This is a genomic window from Sporolituus thermophilus DSM 23256 (genome assembly GCF_900102435.1).
GTDB classification, from domain to species: domain Bacteria; phylum Bacillota; class Negativicutes; order Sporomusales; family Thermosinaceae; genus Thermosinus; species Thermosinus thermophilus.
The window spans coordinates 22,115-38,872 of sequence record NZ_FNBU01000025.1 but is presented as its reverse complement, the minus strand read 5'-3'; the positions used below and the strand labels follow the sequence as shown (position 1 = coordinate 38,872).

The following is a 16,758-nucleotide window of genomic DNA, read 5'->3' as shown; positions in this document are numbered from 1 at the left end:
CTGGACCGAGCGGCGCAGGTGCGCGTACTATGCGCATCACACCGTGGGTATAAAAGACCCTGCGGAAGGTTTCTTATCTGGCTTAAAATAGCTTAGGATAGGGACTTTCGCGGGGTTTTGTATTTTGGTATGAAGTATGAGGTATGAAGTATGAGGTATGAGGTAGGGGAAATGAAACCGCAAAGATATTCATGCCAATAAATTGGCACCACAAAGCATGAAAAGTAAGTTTATGAACTAATCTCGCGCGACAACTGTCGCGCGCGTAGCCCTTTGCGTTCTTCGCGGCCTTTGCGGTTTTACGTTTTTCAGGGTAGTGCGCGAAGTTACGCGTAGGGTTTACGGCGCGGCATTTGCCGCGCTGGAACAGGGTAAATTCAAGCTAAAGAATTACGCGACAACTGTCGCGCGCATAGCCCTTTGCGTGTTTTGCGTCCTTCGCGGTTAATAAAAAAATAATGCAAAAGCGATGACTGGGAGCAGGCGACAAGCGGGCCGAGGCAGAGAGCCGGTGGGTGGTGCGAACCGGCAGGCGGCGCAGTTGGCTTTTCTCGCCCACGAGCTCTTTTGCCGAAGCGGTATACTGCACTTGGTATATTGTGTTAGGCAAAAGCGGGGCCGGACGTTAGCCGGTATGTCAAGGTCTCTTGGCGTAACGAGAACCAAGCAGGGTGGTACCGCGGCACTTGCCGCCCCTGCGGATGCATTTGGCATCCGCAGGGGCGGTTTTGTTATATAGAAGCTAAACGAGGAGGTATAGGTGTTGGAAACACGGAGAATCCAAATTTTTGATACGACGCTGCGCGACGGCGAGCAAACGCCCGGGGTGTGCCTGGCTGCCGCCGAAAAACTGGAGATTGCGCAGGCGTTGGCGCGGCTTAAGGTGGATGTAATCGAAGCCGGGTTTCCGTTTGCTTCGCCCGGGGACTTTGCGGCGGTCCGGGAGATTGCCGCCCAGGTGAAGGGACCGGTCATCGCGGCTTTGGCCCGGGCCAACAAGGAGGACATTGATTTGGCCGCCCAGGCGCTGGAAGGGGCTAAGCGGCGGCGGATCCATACCTTTATCGCCACCAGCGACATCCACCTGGAGCACAAGCTGAAAATGAACCGCTTTCAGGTGCTCAAGCGGGCGGAAGAGGCGGTGCGCTACGCCCGCAAATTTACCGACGACGTGGAGTTTTCCGCTGAGGACGCTTCCCGCTCTGACCGGGACTTTCTCTGTCAGGTTTATGCTGCGGCCATTGCCGCCGGCGCCACCGTCATCAATATCCCGGATACCGTAGGCTACTCCACGCCGGAAGAGTTTGGCGCGCTTATCCGCTACATCCGTGAACATGTTCCCAATATCGACAAGGCGGTAATCAGCGTCCACTGTCACGACGATTTGGGGATGGCGGTTGCTAATTCGCTGGCGGCCGTAGCGGCCGGCGCGACGCAGGTCGAGTGTACCGTCAATGGCCTTGGTGAACGGGCCGGCAATGCCGCGCTGGAAGAATTGGTTATGGCCCTCCACACGCGGCGGGATTTCTATCGCGTCGGCACCGGGGTGGATACCCGTCAGATTTACCGTACTTCCAAACTGGTCAGCACACTGACCGGTATAGCTGTGCCGCCCAACAAAGCCGTAATCGGCGAAAATGCCTTTGCCCATGAGTCGGGGATTCATCAGCACGGTGTGCTCAACCACGCCGGTACCTATGAGATCATGAGCCCCGAAACGATCGGTATCAGCCGCAATTCGATCGTTCTTGGCAAACATTCGGGCCGGCACGCTTTTGAACAGCGGCTCCGCCAGCTGGGGTATGAACTGGAGGAGAAGGCCGTGACTGAGCTTTTCGTCAGGTTCAAAGAACTGGCCGACCGGAAGAAAATCGTCTTTGACCGCGATATTGAGGCCCTGGTCGCTAACAAGGCGTCAGGCCAGCCCGAGTGGTACCAGCTTGTCTATCATCACGTGGTGAGCGGCAACCAAACACTGGCTACGGCGTCGGTACGGCTGGCGGCAAGCGGGGCGGTTTTCGAAGCGGCGGCGTGCGGTGACGGTCCGGTTGACGCAACCTTTAAGGCCATTGAAAAAGCGGTAGGGTTTAGTATAGGCCTCAAGGACTTTCAGCTTAAGGCGGTGACGGCCGGTGAGGATGCTTTGGGGGAGGCCACGGTGTGGGTCGAGCGCGAGGGGCGTACTTTCAGCGGCCGGGGTCTGAGCACCGACATCATCGAAGCCAGCGCCCGGGCCTATGTAAGCGCTATCAATAAAATGCTGGCGGCATGCGGCTGCGGCGCATCCGGCCAGGCAGCAGGAGGGAACTGATTATGGGCATGACAATGACGGAAAAAATTTTGGCCCGCCATGCCGGGCAGGCGGCGGTGGTTCCCGGTCAGCTTATCCGCTGCCGGGTGGACTTGATCTTGGGCAACGACATTACCGCGCCGCCGGCAATTCAAGAATTCGAACGCATCGGCCGGCCGGTGTTTGACCCAAGCAAAATCGCGCTGGTGCCTGATCACTTCGCGCCCAACAAAGACATCAAGTCGGCCCAGATGTGCAAAACAGTCCGCGAATTTGCCGCCAAACACGGCATAACCCACTATTTCGAGGTGGGGCGGATGGGCATTGAGCATGTGCTGCTGCCGGAAGTGGGATTGGTAGCGCCCGGCGAGGTCATTATCGGCGCTGACTCCCATACCTGCACCTACGGCGCGCTGGGCGCGTTTGCCACCGGCGTTGGTTCGACCGATATGGCCGCCGCCATGGCCACCGGCGAAACCTGGTTTAAAGTGCCGCCATCCATTCGGGTAGAGCTGCGGGGCCAGCTGCCCCGCTGGGTGGGCGGCAAGGATGTGGTGCTCACCCTGATCGGCATGATCGGCGTCGATGGCGCCCGCTATCAAAGTCTGGAGTTTTGCGGTGAAGGAGTGGCCGCTCTTACTATAGCCGATCGGTTGACCATCGCCAATATGGCGATCGAAGCCGGGGCCAAGAACGGCATTTTCCCCGTCGATGATGCGACCATCCGGTATCTTGCTGCCCGGGTGGAGCGGGATTATGAAGTAGTGAGCCCGGACGCCGATGCCAGTTATGTACGCACGGTGGTGATAAACCTGGATGACCTCGAGCCGGTGGTGGCGCTGCCCCATTTGCCGGAAAACGTACGCCCGGCCGCAGAAGTGGGTGATATCGTCATCGATCAGGTGGTTATTGGCTCATGCACTAACGGGCGGCTGGAGGACTTGGCCCAGGCGGCGGCTATTTTAGAAGGAAAGACGGTGCACCCGCGGGTGCGGGCCATTGTCATTCCCGGCAGCCAGACGGTGTATCTGGAGGCGATGCAGCGCGGCTATATCGAAACCTTTATCCGTGCCGGCGCCGTGGTCAGCACTCCTACCTGCGGCCCCTGCCTTGGCGGCTATATGGGCATTCTTGCCGCCGGCGAACGGGCGGTGGCGACGACCAACCGCAATTTCCGCGGCCGCATGGGCCATGTGGACAGCGAAGTATATTTGGCGGGACCGGCGGTGGCGGCGGCCAGCGCGGTGCTGGGCCGCATCGCCGCCCCGTGGGAGGTGGCACAATGATTTTGGAAGGCAAAGTATGGCGTTATGGCGACAATGTGGATACCGATGTCATTATCCCGGCCCGGTACTTGAACACGGCCGACCCGCGCGAACTGGCGGCGCACTGCATGGAGGACATTGATCCCGCTTTCGCCGGACAGGTAGCGGCCGGCGATATCATCGTCGCCGGCAAGAATTTTGGCTGCGGCTCGTCGCGGGAGCATGCGCCGCTGGCCATCAAGGGGTGCGGTGTAGCTTGCGTGGTAGCAGACAGCTTCGCCCGCATTTTTTACCGCAATGCCATTAACATCGGGCTGCCGCTCCTTGAGCTGGGGGACGCGGTAGCCGGCATTGCCGCCGGTCACCGGCTCAGGATTGATTTGGCAGCCGGCCGGGTGGAGAACCTCACTACCGGTGAAGTGTTTACCGCCCAACCGCTGCCACAGTTCGTGCAGGCCATTGCCAAGGCCGGCGGCCTGATCGCTTACGTAAAGGAGGGGTGGGCATGACCTACCGTGTTGTCGTTATTCCTGGCGACGGCATTGGCCCGGAGGTAGTCGCGGCGGCGCTCGGCGTCCTTAGCAAAGCGGCCGCCAAAGGCGGCATTAACATTGAGTACGAGCACGGCCTTGCCGGCGGCGCGGCCCTTGACCGGTGCGGTGAGCCGCTGCCCGCGGCCACGGTGGCGGCGGCTAAATCCGCCGACGCGGTGCTGCTGGGGGCCGTCGGCGGCCCGAAGTGGGACGACGTCGCTCCTCACCTGCGGGCGGAAAAGGCCATTCTGGGCTTGCGCAAAGCCCTTGGCCTGTATGCCAACCTGCGGCCGGTGCGGGTCTGGGACGCACTTGCGCCTTATTCGCCGCTCAAGGCCGAGGCGGTGGTCGGCACAGATATCCTGATCGTCCGGGAACTAAGCGGCGGTATTTACTACGGCGCCCGCCAGGAAGCTCACGTCGCCGACGCGCCGGACGAGGCCTGGGACACGGAAATATATACGGCGCCGGAAATTGAGCGCATCGTACGCGTGGCTTGCCGGGCGGCCCGGCTCCGCCGCAAGCGGGTTACTTCGGTAGACAAAGCCAACGTGCTGGCCACGTCGCGGCTGTGGCGGACGGTGGCGGAGCGAACGGCGGCGGCCTTTCCCGAAGTGCGGCTTGACCATTTGTACGTGGATAACTGCGCCATGCAGCTCGTTCTCGCGCCGAAAAACTTTGATGTCATCGTTACCAGCAATTTATTCGGCGATATCCTGAGCGACGAAGCGGCCGTGCTGGCCGGGTCAATCGGCCTTTTGCCGTCGGCCAGTCTGGGCGACGGCCCCGGCCTGTACGAACCGGTCCATGGCTCGGCGCCGGATATCGCCGGCCAGGGCATAGCCAATCCGATTGGCTGCATTTTGTCGGCGGCCATGCTGCTTAGACACTCGCTGGGGGAAGGGGCGGCGGCTGACGCCATCGAACAAGCGGTAGCGGCGGTATTGGCCGAGGGCTACCGCACCGCCGACTTGTACCGGCCAGGACTGACGCGCCTCAGCACCGAAGAAATGGCCCGGCGCATCGAAGAAGAGATATGACAAAAAAGGCTTCCCTTGAGCTTAGAGGGAAGCCTTTTTTGCTGGGACTCTGCTGAGGGCAGGATTTTGTCGCTTTATAGTAAATTAAATATTATCAGACTAATTCGGCGATGGGGTGGCAGCAATGCGCGAAAACGCCGCGCTGGTTATTACCGTTATTTATTCGGTCGTGGCCGTGGTGTGGATAACTTTTTCGGACGCAGTCCTGGCATGGGCGGTGGATGATCTGGCCCGGCTTACCGTGCTGCAGACGGCCAAAGGCTGGTTGTACGTCGGTATAACGGCGGTCGGGCTTTACTATCTTATTTGGCTACATACCCGTCGTATGGCCGAAAAGAATAGGGAACTCACCGCCAAAGTGGAGGAACTTACCGCCGCTTACGAAGAAATTGCGGCCATGGAAGAGGAACTGCGCAGTCAGTTCGACGATCTCCAGGCCAGCCAGCAGCTTCTTTTGGCCAGCGAGGAAAAGCTGCGTAAACAAAATGCATATCTGAAAATGCTTTATGAAGTAACCCTCAGCATCAACCGCCAGGCAGACCTGGACGGACTTTTGCGGACAGTGCTTGAGAAAGCCTGCCAGCTTGTCGGTACACAGCACGCCTGTATTTTTATGGTAGACCAGGCTTTAGACCGGCTAATACCCAAGTTTGCCATCGGGTATTACCAGGAGGTGTCTCGTGATTACCCAATTGCCCTTGCGAGGGGGGAAGGACTGGCCGGACGGGCCTGGCAGACAGGAAATACCATCATTACTGACAATTATGCGGTCTGGCCGCACCGGGTGACGACGCTGCCTATCGAAAACATGGGGGCAATGGCTGCCATCCCGCTCAAAGTGAACAATAGTATTATCGGGGTTTTAAATGTGCTGTATCTTGATAGCCAGACGGCATTTACCCAAGACAAGACAGATCTGTTGGAGCGGTTTGCCAATCTGGCGGCGCTGGCGCTGCACAATGCCGGCCTGTATGACAAACTGCGTCTCGAGCTGGCGCAGCGCCGGAAGGCGGAAGAAAAAGCGACGTTTTTGGCGTATTATGACCAGATTACCGGTCTGCCCAACCGGCACCGTTTGCTGGAAAGGTTGCATGAGCTGGAAGAAGCCGCCGGCTGCGCCGCGCTGATGGCAGTAGATATTGACGGGTTCAAACTCGTCAACAATGTGGCCGGGCATGCCACCGGCGACAAACTGCTCAGGGCGGTCGCCGAACGATTGGCAGCTGTGGCGGGCGCCGAAGCAATGGTAGCAGCGATGGGCGCCGACAAGTTTGCCATTTTGTCGATAGGCGGCGGACGGGAAACGGCTGAACGCATAGCAAACGGTATTCTTACGGCCTGCCGGTTACCGTGGCTTGTTGACGGACAGGAGTTTTTTCTCACCGCCAGCATTGGCATCGCGTTCTATCCTGACGATGCAGCGAGCGCTGCCGAGATCCTTAGGCACGCCGAGGCGGCAATGGCCAGCGCGAAAACTGACGGTAAAAACCGCTGCGCGTTTTATAACGCCGCCGTAGCCGAAAAAGCGGCAGCCAAAATCGCGCTGGAGCGCGAACTGCGCCAGGCCCTGGAAAGAGACGAATTTGTCCTGTATTATCAGCCGCGTTGGGAAATTGCCAGCGGACGCATTGCCGGTGTCGAAGCGCTTGTGCGCTGGCTGCATCCCCGCCGCGGGCTGACGTTGCCGGGTGAGTTTATTGCGCTGGCCGAAGAAACCGGTCTGATTATTCCTCTCGGTACCTGGGTGCTTACCGAGGCTTGCCGGCAGTTGGGCGCCTGGCAGGCTGAAGGTATCGAAATAAATATGTCGGTGAACTTGGCGGCCAGCCAACTGTATCAGGCCGATTTCAGCGACAACGTTCTGGAATTTGTTTTACGCTCAGGCATTGATCCTGGCCGGCTGGAACTGGAAATTACCGAGAGTATGTGCATGCACGATATTGAACAGGTAGTTTCCGTGCTCAACCGGCTGAAAAGAGCGGGCATCAAGTTTGCCATGGACGATTTTGGCGCAGGTCAGACCTCGCTGTTTAGCCTGAAACGACTGCCGCTTGATGTTCTTAAGATTGACAAGTCTTTCGTCAAAGACGCCGAGTCTTCACCGGAAAGCGCGGCGATAATACGCATGATTATTTCTCTTGCCCACGATTTCGGAATAAAAGTGGTGGCTGAGGGGGTAGAAACAGCCGGTCACCTGGACTTTCTCAAAAGATATGGCTGCGATGAGGCCCAGGGGTATTTACTTTCGCCGCCGGTGCCGCCGGGAAAAATGCGTGCCATGCTAAAGCAGCAGGCGCGAAGCTATGGCTAGCCTATTAGCTTTTGTTATCCTAATAATGCTAATAAGACCAGCGCCCCAATGGCGAAATGTATAATTTTCACAATCCTGAAGATTTGGCCGCTCTGTTCATTGGGTATGGATGGCGGATAGCTTTAGTATGCTGTGATGGTGACGGCCGTGCCAAGCGGCACGGTTCTGGCCAGTTCCAGGACATCGCGGTTGTACATACGGATACAGCCCTTGGAAACATAGCCGCCGATCGAGGACGGGTTATTGGTGCCGTGAATGCCGTAGCCGCGGTGGCTAAGCCCAAGCCACATGGCGCCGTATGGGCCGCCGGGATTGGGCAGTTTATTAACGATATAGTAGGTGCCGGTCGGCGTGGGCGTGCCGCTTTTGCCGACGCCGACCGGGTATGATTTGACGACCTGGCCGTCTTTGAGCAGCATCAGCCGCCGCCGGGCCAGCGAGACAATAATCGAATAGGCCACTTTTTTCACCCCGGTTTTATGATATGCACACAGCAGGGCCGGGGTTAAGGGCCCAGTAGTAAAAAAGCCCCGGACATAACCGGGACTTTGCTTATTTGGCCGCTTTGAGGCGATGGATTCCAAGCCTTTTTTCAGCGGTGCAATTTTATTTTACCACTGACAAGGCAAGTGGAACAAGAATTATTCAGTGTATTGCCGTTATATGTTCCTCACTCTGCGGGGCCTATGTCATCTTTGTTGTTTGGCAGACGAGAAGGTTAACTTTACAGTTTACTCAATATTTTTGACCACGGCAATCTCGTCGCAATTGGGAAACTTGGGGCAATTTATGCATTCTTTCCAGACTTTATGCAAGAGTGTTTCTTTGGGTACTTCATTGAACCCCAGGCGTTCAAAAAATTCGCGCTGGTAGGTCAGGGCAAACAAGGTTTTGACGCCAAGCGCCCTGGCTTCTTTCGTCAAAGCTTCCACTATACGCCGGCCTACTCCTTTGCCGGTGGCCTCGGGCGCCACGGCCAGCGAGCGCACTTCCGCCAAGGCGTCCCATATCAAATGCAGTGCGCCTACGCCGATAATTCGCCCGGCTTCTTCAGCTACGACGAAGTCGCGCAGCGTTTCATACAGCGTGTTGCGCGAACGGGCCAGCATCATTCCTTTGGCCGCGTATTGATTAACGATCTGATGCATAGCTTCGACATCATGAAATGTCGCTTTGCGAACCAGCATCGACAGCCCCCCTTATTCTATCTTTGTATAATTATATATCTATATGCTTAAATATGCAATTGGTGTTAACGCTTGCAAAATTTAAAATGTTGCTGTTAGTTTCGGCTTGAATACAGCGTGACTTAACTTGAAATATTCCCCTCTTTGCGAAAAAATATTTAATAAAATATTGCATAAATATAAATTTCATTTGTAGACTATAAAAGTAGAAGGTAAAAAAGACCCTGTAGGCCGGTTTGGCCTACAGGGTCTTTGGTGTGCTACCGGTATTCTTTGGCCTGTTCTTCGCCGGTAAGGACGCGGTAGGCGCCTTCGGCCAAGGCCTGGAGTTCGTTTTCGCCGGGGAGGACGACGACAGGGGCGATGAAGCCGATATATTCTTCGAGTTTGCCGGTCAGGTATTGGGAGTACGCGATGCCGCCGGTAAGCAGGATGTGATCCACCTTGCCGCATACCGGCACGGCGGCGGCGGCAATGGCGCGCGCCACCTGGTAAATCATGGCGTCGTAGACCAGCTTGGCTTCCTTATCTCCTTGCGCGATACGCTTTTCCACTTCACGGGCGTCATTGGTGCCGAGGTGGGCGACAAGACCGCCTTTGCCGGCCAGCATTTTGGCGATTGCTTCCCGCCGCAGGCCTTCACTCAGGATAAGGTCGGCGAATTGGCCAGCCGGCATGGTGCCAGCCCGTTCGGGCGAAAAGGGCCCTTCGCCATCCAGGGCATTATTGACTTCCACAACTCGGCCTTGTTTATGGCAACCGACCGAGATGCCGCCGCCAAGATGGGCGACAATGAGGTTAAGTTCCTCGTATGGGCGGTTGATGCTCTTGGCGAAGCGTTTGGCCACCGCCTTTTGATTGAGGGCGTGGAAGATGCTGCGGCGCTCGATTTCCGGCCGGCCGGTGACGCGGGCTACCGGCTCGAGTTCATCGACGACGACGGGGTCGACAATATAGGCGGGGCAGTCGGCCTGTTTGGCCAGCATGGCCGCCAGAATGGCGCCTAAGTTGGAGGCATGGGCGCCGTACCGGCTGTGTTTGAGGTCGTCGAGCATGGCTTCATTAATTAGATAGGTACCGCTGACCATGGGTTTGAGAAGACCGCCGCGGCCGACAATGGCGGCAAAGTCGCGGGGGGAGAGGTTTTGCGCCGCGAGAAAGTCCATGATTTTTCCCAGGCGGTAATCTAACTGGTCGATGATGGTAGGGAATTCGGCAAGTTCGTCGGCGCTGTGGCTCAGGTTTTGCGTCAGCGCCTCGCGCGTGTCTTCAAAAATGCCGATTTTGGTGGATGTGGATCCGGGATTGATGGTAAGGATGCGAAACATTATGCAACCTCCGCTATGTATAGTATCATTATTATTGTAGTAGTATGTCCACAAAATGTTAAGAGGCGATAAAAAAAATCAGGCGGACGGCCGAGCCGGTCCACCTGCGGCGATAAGGGCGGTTTTAGGTTAGGCTAGCCGGATGAGACCGAGGATGATCAGTAGCGTACCAGGCAGGTAGGGAAAGCGTTTTTTCAACCGGTCGGAGACAAAGCGCGCCGATGAATAACAGCCGCCGGCGACGCACAGGATGTGGATGATACCAACCGCCACCGGAGTATAAATTGGCAATACCCCCATAAGGGCGGCGGCAAAGGTGCCGACCATGGCGTCCAGGCCTACGGCGATGCCGAGGAAGACGGCTTCCAGAGTGCTGATATATCCGAGCCGGTCGACGTCGGCCGTTTCCGGCTTGGCCATAATGCTGACGACCAGACGGCCGATGGAGAAAGTGAGTTTACGGGCAGTGACTTCGCCGTCAGCTTCATAGGACGGCACGTCTTTGGTTAAGTATTGCTGGAAGAGGCTCCACAGCCCCAGCAAAATGAGCAACATCGCGCCAAGGATTATAGCGATGTCGGTATCGATAAACCGGCTGAAGACATAGGCGCCCAGCATGGCGAACCCGGTCATGACGGTGGTGACGACGCCAATGACCGCCAGCGATTTGACAGGCATCCTGATGTTTTTCAGGCCGTAGGCTACGCCGGCAACAAAACCATCGATGCTGACGGCGATTCCAAGCAAAATAACGTAAAAAAGCCCCATACTCATAGCCGCTCAGCCCCCTAAGTAAACTAAAGCATTCTTTCACGTTAATATATGGTCGTGGCCGGCTTTTGGTCACAGGGGGTCGCTTGTCCGGCGACAAGCGGCGGGGCAGGAATTTTTTACATAGATAGGGAAATGATATATGTTTGAGGTATTTTTGCGCATTGGGAGGTGAAAATGTGGATTTTGGCTTAGGCAAAGTATTGCCCGTGCGCATAGAGGAGGAAATGAAAAACTCCTATATTGACTATGCCATGAGCGTCATTGTCATGCGGGCCTTGCCGGACGTGCGCGACGGTCTGAAGCCGGTGCACCGCCGCATTCTGTACGCCATGCACGAAGCGGGCATGACGCCAAACAAGCCTTATAAGAAGTCAGCCCGTATTGTGGGGGAAGTTTTAGGTAAATACCATCCCCACGGCGACAGTTCGGTCTATGATGCCATCGTGCGGATGGCCCAGGATTTTTCTACCCGCTACCCGCTTATTGACGGCCATGGGAACTTCGGTTCTATCGACGGGGACGCGGCGGCGGCCATGCGTTATACCGAAGTGCGCATGTCCCGCATCGCCGAGGAAATGCTGGCTGATATTGACAAGGACACGGTAGATTTTGTTCCTAACTATGACGAGTCGCTCAAAGAGCCGACCGTACTGCCGGCGAAAATTCCCAACCTGCTGGTTAACGGTTCGGCCGGCATTGCTGTCGGCATGGCCACCAATATTCCCCCGCATAACCTGGGCGAAGTGGTCGATGCCCTTGTCATGATGATTGACAATCCCGAGGTATCGGTTAAAGAGCTGATGATGGCCATCAAGGGCCCGGATTTTCCGACCGGCGGTCTTATTCTCGGGCGGGACGGCATCAGACAGGCCTATACTACCGGTCGCGGCGTCATTAAGATGCGGGCCCAGGCCCGCGTGGAGAAGATGTCCAGCGGCAAGCACCGGATTGTGGTCACGGAAATTCCCTATCAGGTCAATAAGGCGAAACTGGTGGAAACCATCGCCAATCTGGTCCGGGAAAAAACCATCGACGGGATTACCGATCTGCGGGACGAAAGCGACCGCAACGGCATGCGCGTTGTTATCGAACTGCGGCGCGACGTCAATGCCGATGTCATTTTAAATCAGCTCTATAAGCACACCCAGCTTCAGGAAACGTTCGGCGTGATCATGCTGGCCCTGGTCGACGGCCGGCCGCGCATTCTCAACCTGCGCGACATGCTCCACTACTATCTGGAGCATCAGAAAGACGTCATTATCCGGCGCACCAAGTTCGAACTGGAGAAGGCGCGGGCGCGGGCCCATATCCTGGAAGGGCTCAAAATCGCTCTTGACCACCTGGATGAGGTTATTACCACTATCCGCCAGTCGCGGACGCCGGAAATTGCCCGCGATGCGCTTGTTGCCAAGTTTGCCCTCAGCGAGAAGCAGGCGCAGGCCATCCTCGACATGCGGCTTCAGCGCCTTACCGGCCTGGAGCGGGAAAAAATCGAGGCAGAGTACAAGGACGTCCTCGAAACCATCGAATGGTTGGAGGGGGTTTTGGCGGACGAACGCAAAGTTATGGACATCATCAAGGATGAGCTGCTGGACGTGAAAAAGCGCTTCGGCGATGCGCGCCGCACGGTTATTACCAGCGATGTGTCCAAACTGGAGGTCGAGGACCTCATCGCCAATGAGGACATCGTCATCACCATTACCCACCAGGGGTATGTCAAGCGCCTGCCGGTCGATACCTACCGCAGCCAGCGGCGGGGCGGCCGGGGCGTAACCGGCATGGGCACCAAGGAAGAGGACTTTGTGGAACATTTATTCGTGGCGACAACCCACCATAATATTCTCTTCTTTACCAACAAAGGCCGGGTATACCGCCTTAAGGGCTACGAGCTGCCTGACGCCGGGCGCACGGCCAAAGGCTCGGCCATCATCAACCTCCTTCCCATGGAGAAAGACGAGAAAATCACCGCCGTTATTCCCATCAAGGAATTCAGCGCCAACCGGTATCTCTTCATGGCCACCAAGAAGGGGATTGTCAAAAAGACCGAGCTGTTAGAGTTTGACACCGCCCGCAAGGTCGGCCTGATTGCCCTGACGCTGGACGAGGACGACGAGCTGATCGACGTCAAACTGACCAGCGGTGAGCAGCATATCCTGCTCGGCACCCGCGACGGCATGGCCATCAACTTCCCGGAAAAAGAAGTGCGGGTTATGGGTCGCTCCGCGCACGGTGTTAAGGGCATTACCCTGCGGGATGGCGACGTCGTTGTCGGTATGGATACGGTGAAAAAAGACGGCCAGGTGCTGACCGTAACCGAGGCCGGCTATGGCAAACGCACGCCGGTCGAGGATTACCGCCAGCAATCACGCGGCGGCAAGGGCCTTATTAACAACAAGATTACCGAGAAAACCGGCAAGGTTGTCGGGCTCAAAGTAGTGCGCCCTGGCCAGGAATTGATGCTCATCACCGGCGATGGCGTTGTTATCCGTACCAAAGTGGACGAAATCTCGGTCACCGGCCGCAACACGCAAGGCGTCAAGGTTATGAGCGTGGGCGAAAACGACCGTGTTGTCGCCCTGGCGGCCGTAGACAAAAAATCGGATAGTGATTAAAACAGGTCTGTACCAGACAAACGCCCTGCCGGGAATCCCGGCAGGGTGCTTACATAAGTGAGATTTGTTCTGAGCAGGGTGACAGCTTACCTGGATAAAAGACTGGAGAAAAGTAAGGAAATGCAGCAACAAACAGACAATGGACATGGCGCCAATCAGTTTCTTAAAGGCACGCTCGTTTTAACCGCAGCCGGCATCATTGTCAAAGTTATCGGGTCATTGAACTGGATTATTTTATCCCGGGTGTTGGGCGGTGAAGGGATTGGCCTCTACCAAATGGCCTTCCCCATTTATCTTTTGGTGCTAAGCGTTTCATCCGCCGGTATTCCGGTAGCGATTTCGATTATTACCGCGGAAAAAGCAGCTCTTGGCGATTACCGGGGAGCTAACCGTATTTTTCAACTGTCGCTCATGCTGTTAATCGCAATGGGCCTTGGCTTCAGTGTGCTCATGTATTTTGGGGCCGGGTGGCTGATCGAACTTCGCTTTATCCGCGATGCCCGCGCCTATTATGCCTTGCTGGCTTTATCCCCGGCGATTTTTCTGGTTACGGTACTGTCCAGCTTTCGCGGCTATCTCCAGGGCTGGCAAATTATGACACCGACCGCTGTGTCCCAAATAGTCGAGCAACTTTTCCGGGTCGCAACCATGCTGATTTTTGCCGCCCTGCTGCTGCCCAAAGGGATTGAATATGCCGCCGGCGGCGCCAGTCTAGGGGCGGGCGCGGGGGCGGCGGCCGGTCTGGTTGTTATGCTTTATTATTATTGGCAGCTGCAGCGCGATGTGGCGGAAAAGGAAAGGCTGCTGTCCGGAATTTTTCCACGGGAAAACGCCGGGAGCATTTTGCGGCGTATTATCATCCTCGCGCTGCCGGTATCGCTGTCCAGTATCATGCTGCCGCTGGTAGCCAACCTTGACCTATTTATTGTGCCGGCCCGGCTGGAAGTGGCGGGCTATACTGTCGAGCAGGCGACCGAGCTGTTCGGCTACTTAACCGGCATGGCGGTGCCGCTGGTCAATCTGGCGACCCTGTTTACGGCGGCGCTGGCCACCAGTCTGGTGCCGGCCGTGGCGGAAGCATATGCTGTGGGAAATGCTGAGCGGATTAAGCTGCGCACGGCGGCGGCGATGCGGCTGACCAATATTGTAACCATCCCCGCCGCAGCAGCGTTATGGCTGCTGGCGACGCCAATTTCCGCTCTTGTTTACCATGCGCCCGAGGCCGGCGAGGTGGTGCGCGTTTTGGCCATTAGCGTGTACCTATTGGGGCTGCATCAGACAACCACCGGCGTGCTCCAAGGCTTGGGCCATACGGCCATCCCGGTTATAAACATGGGAATAGCCGCGGTGGTCAAAGTCGGGCTTAACTGGTACCTTGTCGCCCTGCCGGCCTTAGGGATAAAGGGGGCGGCGTGGGCTACCGCTGCCGATATGGGCGTAGCGGCCTTCCTGAATTTGTATTTTGTTTACCGCTACACCGGGTTTAGGATGGATCTGGGAGCCTTGGCGCGAAATATCTTCGCGGCGGCGGTAATGAGCGCCGGTATTTACGTGTTTTCCGGTGCCGCATCCGGACTGCTTACCCAGACGCAGACGACGCTGGCGGCCATGCTGGCGGCAGTGATTGTTTACGCTGTTGTGTTACTGCTATTGGGCGGGCTAAGCGAACGGGACATTCTGCAAATCCCCCTGGTAGGCTCGGCCGTGGTCAGAGTATTAAGCGGCCTGGGGCTGCTTAAGTCTTAAGGTTCAGGTGCCATTAGCGACAAAATCTGCGGGGTGAGGAAAATAAAACGGCTGGCAACGATGGTGATGATATTCTTTGCCGCGGCGGCGGTGTATCTGTTTTTTAACGCGTCCATCCCGGTTACTGACCCGGTAGAGGCCAATTATGCCCTGACCGCCAAAGAAATGCTGCTTAGCGGGGACTGGCTGTCGCCCCGGATTTACGGGCAATACTGGTATGATAAGCCGGCCATGGTTTATTGGCTGATTATCCTTAGTTACAAGTTATTTGGCATAAATGAATTTGCCGCCCGCTTTCCGTCGGCGCTTTTTAGCGCGTTAAGCGTCAGTTTTTGCTACTGGTTTGTCCGGCGGCTTTATGGCAAAGAGCGGGTTGCCATACTGAGCGCAATGGTGTTGGGGACGTCGCTGCAGTTTTGGATACTGGCGAAAATGATTATAACTGACGCCTGTTTATTCTTCTTTGTCAGCGTCGCGTTGGCCACTTTCTATTTAGGGTTATCAGGCCAAGGGAAAAAATGGTTCATTGTGGCGTATGCAAGTTCCGGATTGGCCGTTTTAACCAAGGGCCCGGTCGGTATTGTCCTGCCGGCATTAGTCGTTGCTATTTATATAGTGGTCTCGCGCCGGTGGGGGCTGGTTAAGCAACTTTCGCTTATTTCCGGCATGGCGGTTTTCAGCGCCGTAGTGCTGCCGTGGTATTTTTATATGTATAAGGCGCATGGAGCGGAGTTTATTAACACGTTTTTAGGCTTGCACAATTATATTAGGGCAACCGTTTCCGAACATCCCAAGGACAATGTTTTTTACTACTACTTAGTATTGTTTCCGCTCAGCCTGCTACCCTGGACCGGTCTTTTCCTAAAGGCCCTGGGCAGTTTAGCCGTCCGTCCTCAGGCGATGCATGAGCGGTTTTTATGGGTATGGGCAGCGGTAATTCTGGTCTTTTTTACCTTGATGGCCACCAAGTATCCGACCTATGTTTTCCCCGCTCTGTTTCCGGCGGCAATTGTCACCGGCGGCTATATCGCCCGGATGGAAAATGGCGGCGGGCGGACTGACTGGTTATGGCTTGCCATACCTGCCGGTTTATTATTTGCCGGATTTGCCATCGGGCTAAAATATTTAAAAGCAAATCCGGACTGGTTTGTCGTATCTTCGCTAAGCGGGGTGGCAATTATTGCGCTTATATGGCTGCAGACCCGGGGCGATAGGCGGCTAATGCCGGCGGCCGTAGCCCTAGGGGTGGCAGCGCTTAGTTTGGTTATAAGCGTTTATGGCTTTGCGAGCTATGCTGATACCCGTTCGGCCAAAGTAGTGGCTGCGGCGCTACCTAAAGAGGGGGCTATAGTTGCGTCTTATGGCGATTACCCAACGTCGGCGGTATTTTATAGTGATTATCTCATAATACGACTGGTCACCGGTAAGGAAAGCAATGAACCGCGCGGTATCTGGGCAGGTAAATATACCATGCCGACAGAGCCTGAGGATGTATTTTATGCCCGAACGCTAACCAATCCGGCGACTTATGTTATTGTAAACGCTCACGATCAGCAACAATTCCAAGCAAAATTGCAGGTTCAAAATTTTGTGCCGGTGGCCAGCCATGGGAAAATGACTTTGTATAAACGTAAATAATACGCCGCGAGCACAAGATAAGCTGTGCTCGCGG

At 56.1% G+C, this 16,758-nt stretch carries 12 protein-coding genes; 8 read left to right on the top strand and 4 right to left on the bottom strand.

What is annotated here, in order from left to right; genetic code table 11:
• Positions 1 to 763: 763 nt before the first annotated feature.
• The 5 genes from BLQ99_RS12635 (at position 764) to BLQ99_RS12615 (ending at position 7,439) form a co-directional block, all read left to right on the top strand.
• Positions 764 to 2,311 (top strand): 2-isopropylmalate synthase, encoded by a 1,548-nt coding sequence (locus BLQ99_RS12635; protein WP_093691532.1) that lies wholly within the window; start codon positions 764 to 766, stop codon positions 2,309 to 2,311.
• Between the two features lie 2 nt (positions 2,312 to 2,313).
• Positions 2,314 to 3,576: a 3-isopropylmalate dehydratase large subunit gene (leuC, locus tag BLQ99_RS12630; protein WP_093691530.1), complete on the top strand. Its 1,263-nt coding sequence runs from the start codon at positions 2,314 to 2,316 to the stop codon at positions 3,574 to 3,576.
• Positions 3,573 to 4,064: a 3-isopropylmalate dehydratase small subunit gene (locus tag BLQ99_RS12625; protein WP_093691528.1), complete on the top strand. Its 492-nt coding sequence runs from the start codon at positions 3,573 to 3,575 to the stop codon at positions 4,062 to 4,064. Before leuC ends, BLQ99_RS12625 begins: the two co-directional genes overlap by 4 nt.
• Positions 4,061 to 5,128, top strand: coding sequence for a 3-isopropylmalate dehydrogenase (leuB, locus tag BLQ99_RS12620; protein WP_093691526.1), 1,068 nt, complete (start codon positions 4,061 to 4,063; stop codon positions 5,126 to 5,128). The genes BLQ99_RS12625 and leuB overlap by 4 nt, the downstream gene beginning before the upstream one ends.
• A 124-nt stretch (positions 5,129 to 5,252) precedes the next feature.
• Positions 5,253 to 7,439 (top strand): EAL domain-containing protein, encoded by a 2,187-nt coding sequence (locus BLQ99_RS12615; RefSeq protein WP_093691524.1) that lies wholly within the window; start codon positions 5,253 to 5,255, stop codon positions 7,437 to 7,439.
• A gap of 122 nt (positions 7,440 to 7,561) precedes the next feature.
• On the opposite strand, the gene BLQ99_RS12610 is transcribed toward BLQ99_RS12615, so the two are convergent.
• The 4 genes from BLQ99_RS12610 to ytaF all read right to left on the bottom strand — a co-directional run bounded on the left by BLQ99_RS12610 (position 7,562) and on the right by ytaF (position 10,728).
• Complete coding sequence (locus BLQ99_RS12610; protein ID WP_093691536.1) at positions 7,562 to 7,900, bottom strand: L,D-transpeptidase; 339 nt, start codon at positions 7,898 to 7,900, stop codon at positions 7,562 to 7,564.
• A gap of 270 nt (positions 7,901 to 8,170) precedes the next feature.
• Entirely contained in the window at positions 8,171 to 8,626 is a 456-nt protein-coding gene (locus BLQ99_RS12605; protein ID WP_093691522.1) for an N-acetyltransferase, read from the bottom strand.
• A 260-nt stretch (positions 8,627 to 8,886) separates the two neighbouring features.
• Entirely contained in the window at positions 8,887 to 9,954 is a 1,068-nt protein-coding gene (buk, locus tag BLQ99_RS12600; protein WP_093691520.1) for a butyrate kinase, read from the bottom strand.
• A 129-nt stretch (positions 9,955 to 10,083) separates the two neighbouring features.
• Positions 10,084 to 10,728 carry a sporulation membrane protein YtaF gene (gene ytaF / locus BLQ99_RS12595; RefSeq protein WP_093691518.1) on the bottom strand — a complete coding sequence of 215 codons (645 nt, stop codon included), beginning with the start codon at positions 10,726 to 10,728 and terminating at the stop codon, positions 10,084 to 10,086.
• 176 nt (positions 10,729 to 10,904) lie between these two features.
• Between ytaF and gyrA the strand changes: the two genes are divergently transcribed.
• The 3 genes from gyrA to BLQ99_RS12580 all read left to right on the top strand — a co-directional run bounded on the left by gyrA (position 10,905) and on the right by BLQ99_RS12580 (position 16,724).
• On the top strand, positions 10,905 to 13,340 hold the full coding sequence (gene gyrA / locus BLQ99_RS12590) for a DNA gyrase subunit A (protein ID WP_093691516.1): 2,436 nt from the start codon (positions 10,905 to 10,907) through the stop codon (positions 13,338 to 13,340).
• Between the two features lie 120 nt (positions 13,341 to 13,460).
• On the top strand, positions 13,461 to 15,086 hold the full coding sequence (locus BLQ99_RS12585; RefSeq protein WP_093691514.1) for a putative polysaccharide biosynthesis protein: 1,626 nt from the start codon (positions 13,461 to 13,463) through the stop codon (positions 15,084 to 15,086).
• A 60-nt stretch (positions 15,087 to 15,146) separates the two neighbouring features.
• Positions 15,147 to 16,724 carry an ArnT family glycosyltransferase gene (locus BLQ99_RS12580; RefSeq protein WP_093691512.1) on the top strand — a complete coding sequence of 526 codons (1,578 nt, stop codon included), beginning with the start codon at positions 15,147 to 15,149 and terminating at the stop codon, positions 16,722 to 16,724.
• Positions 16,725 to 16,758 lie beyond the last annotated feature (34 nt).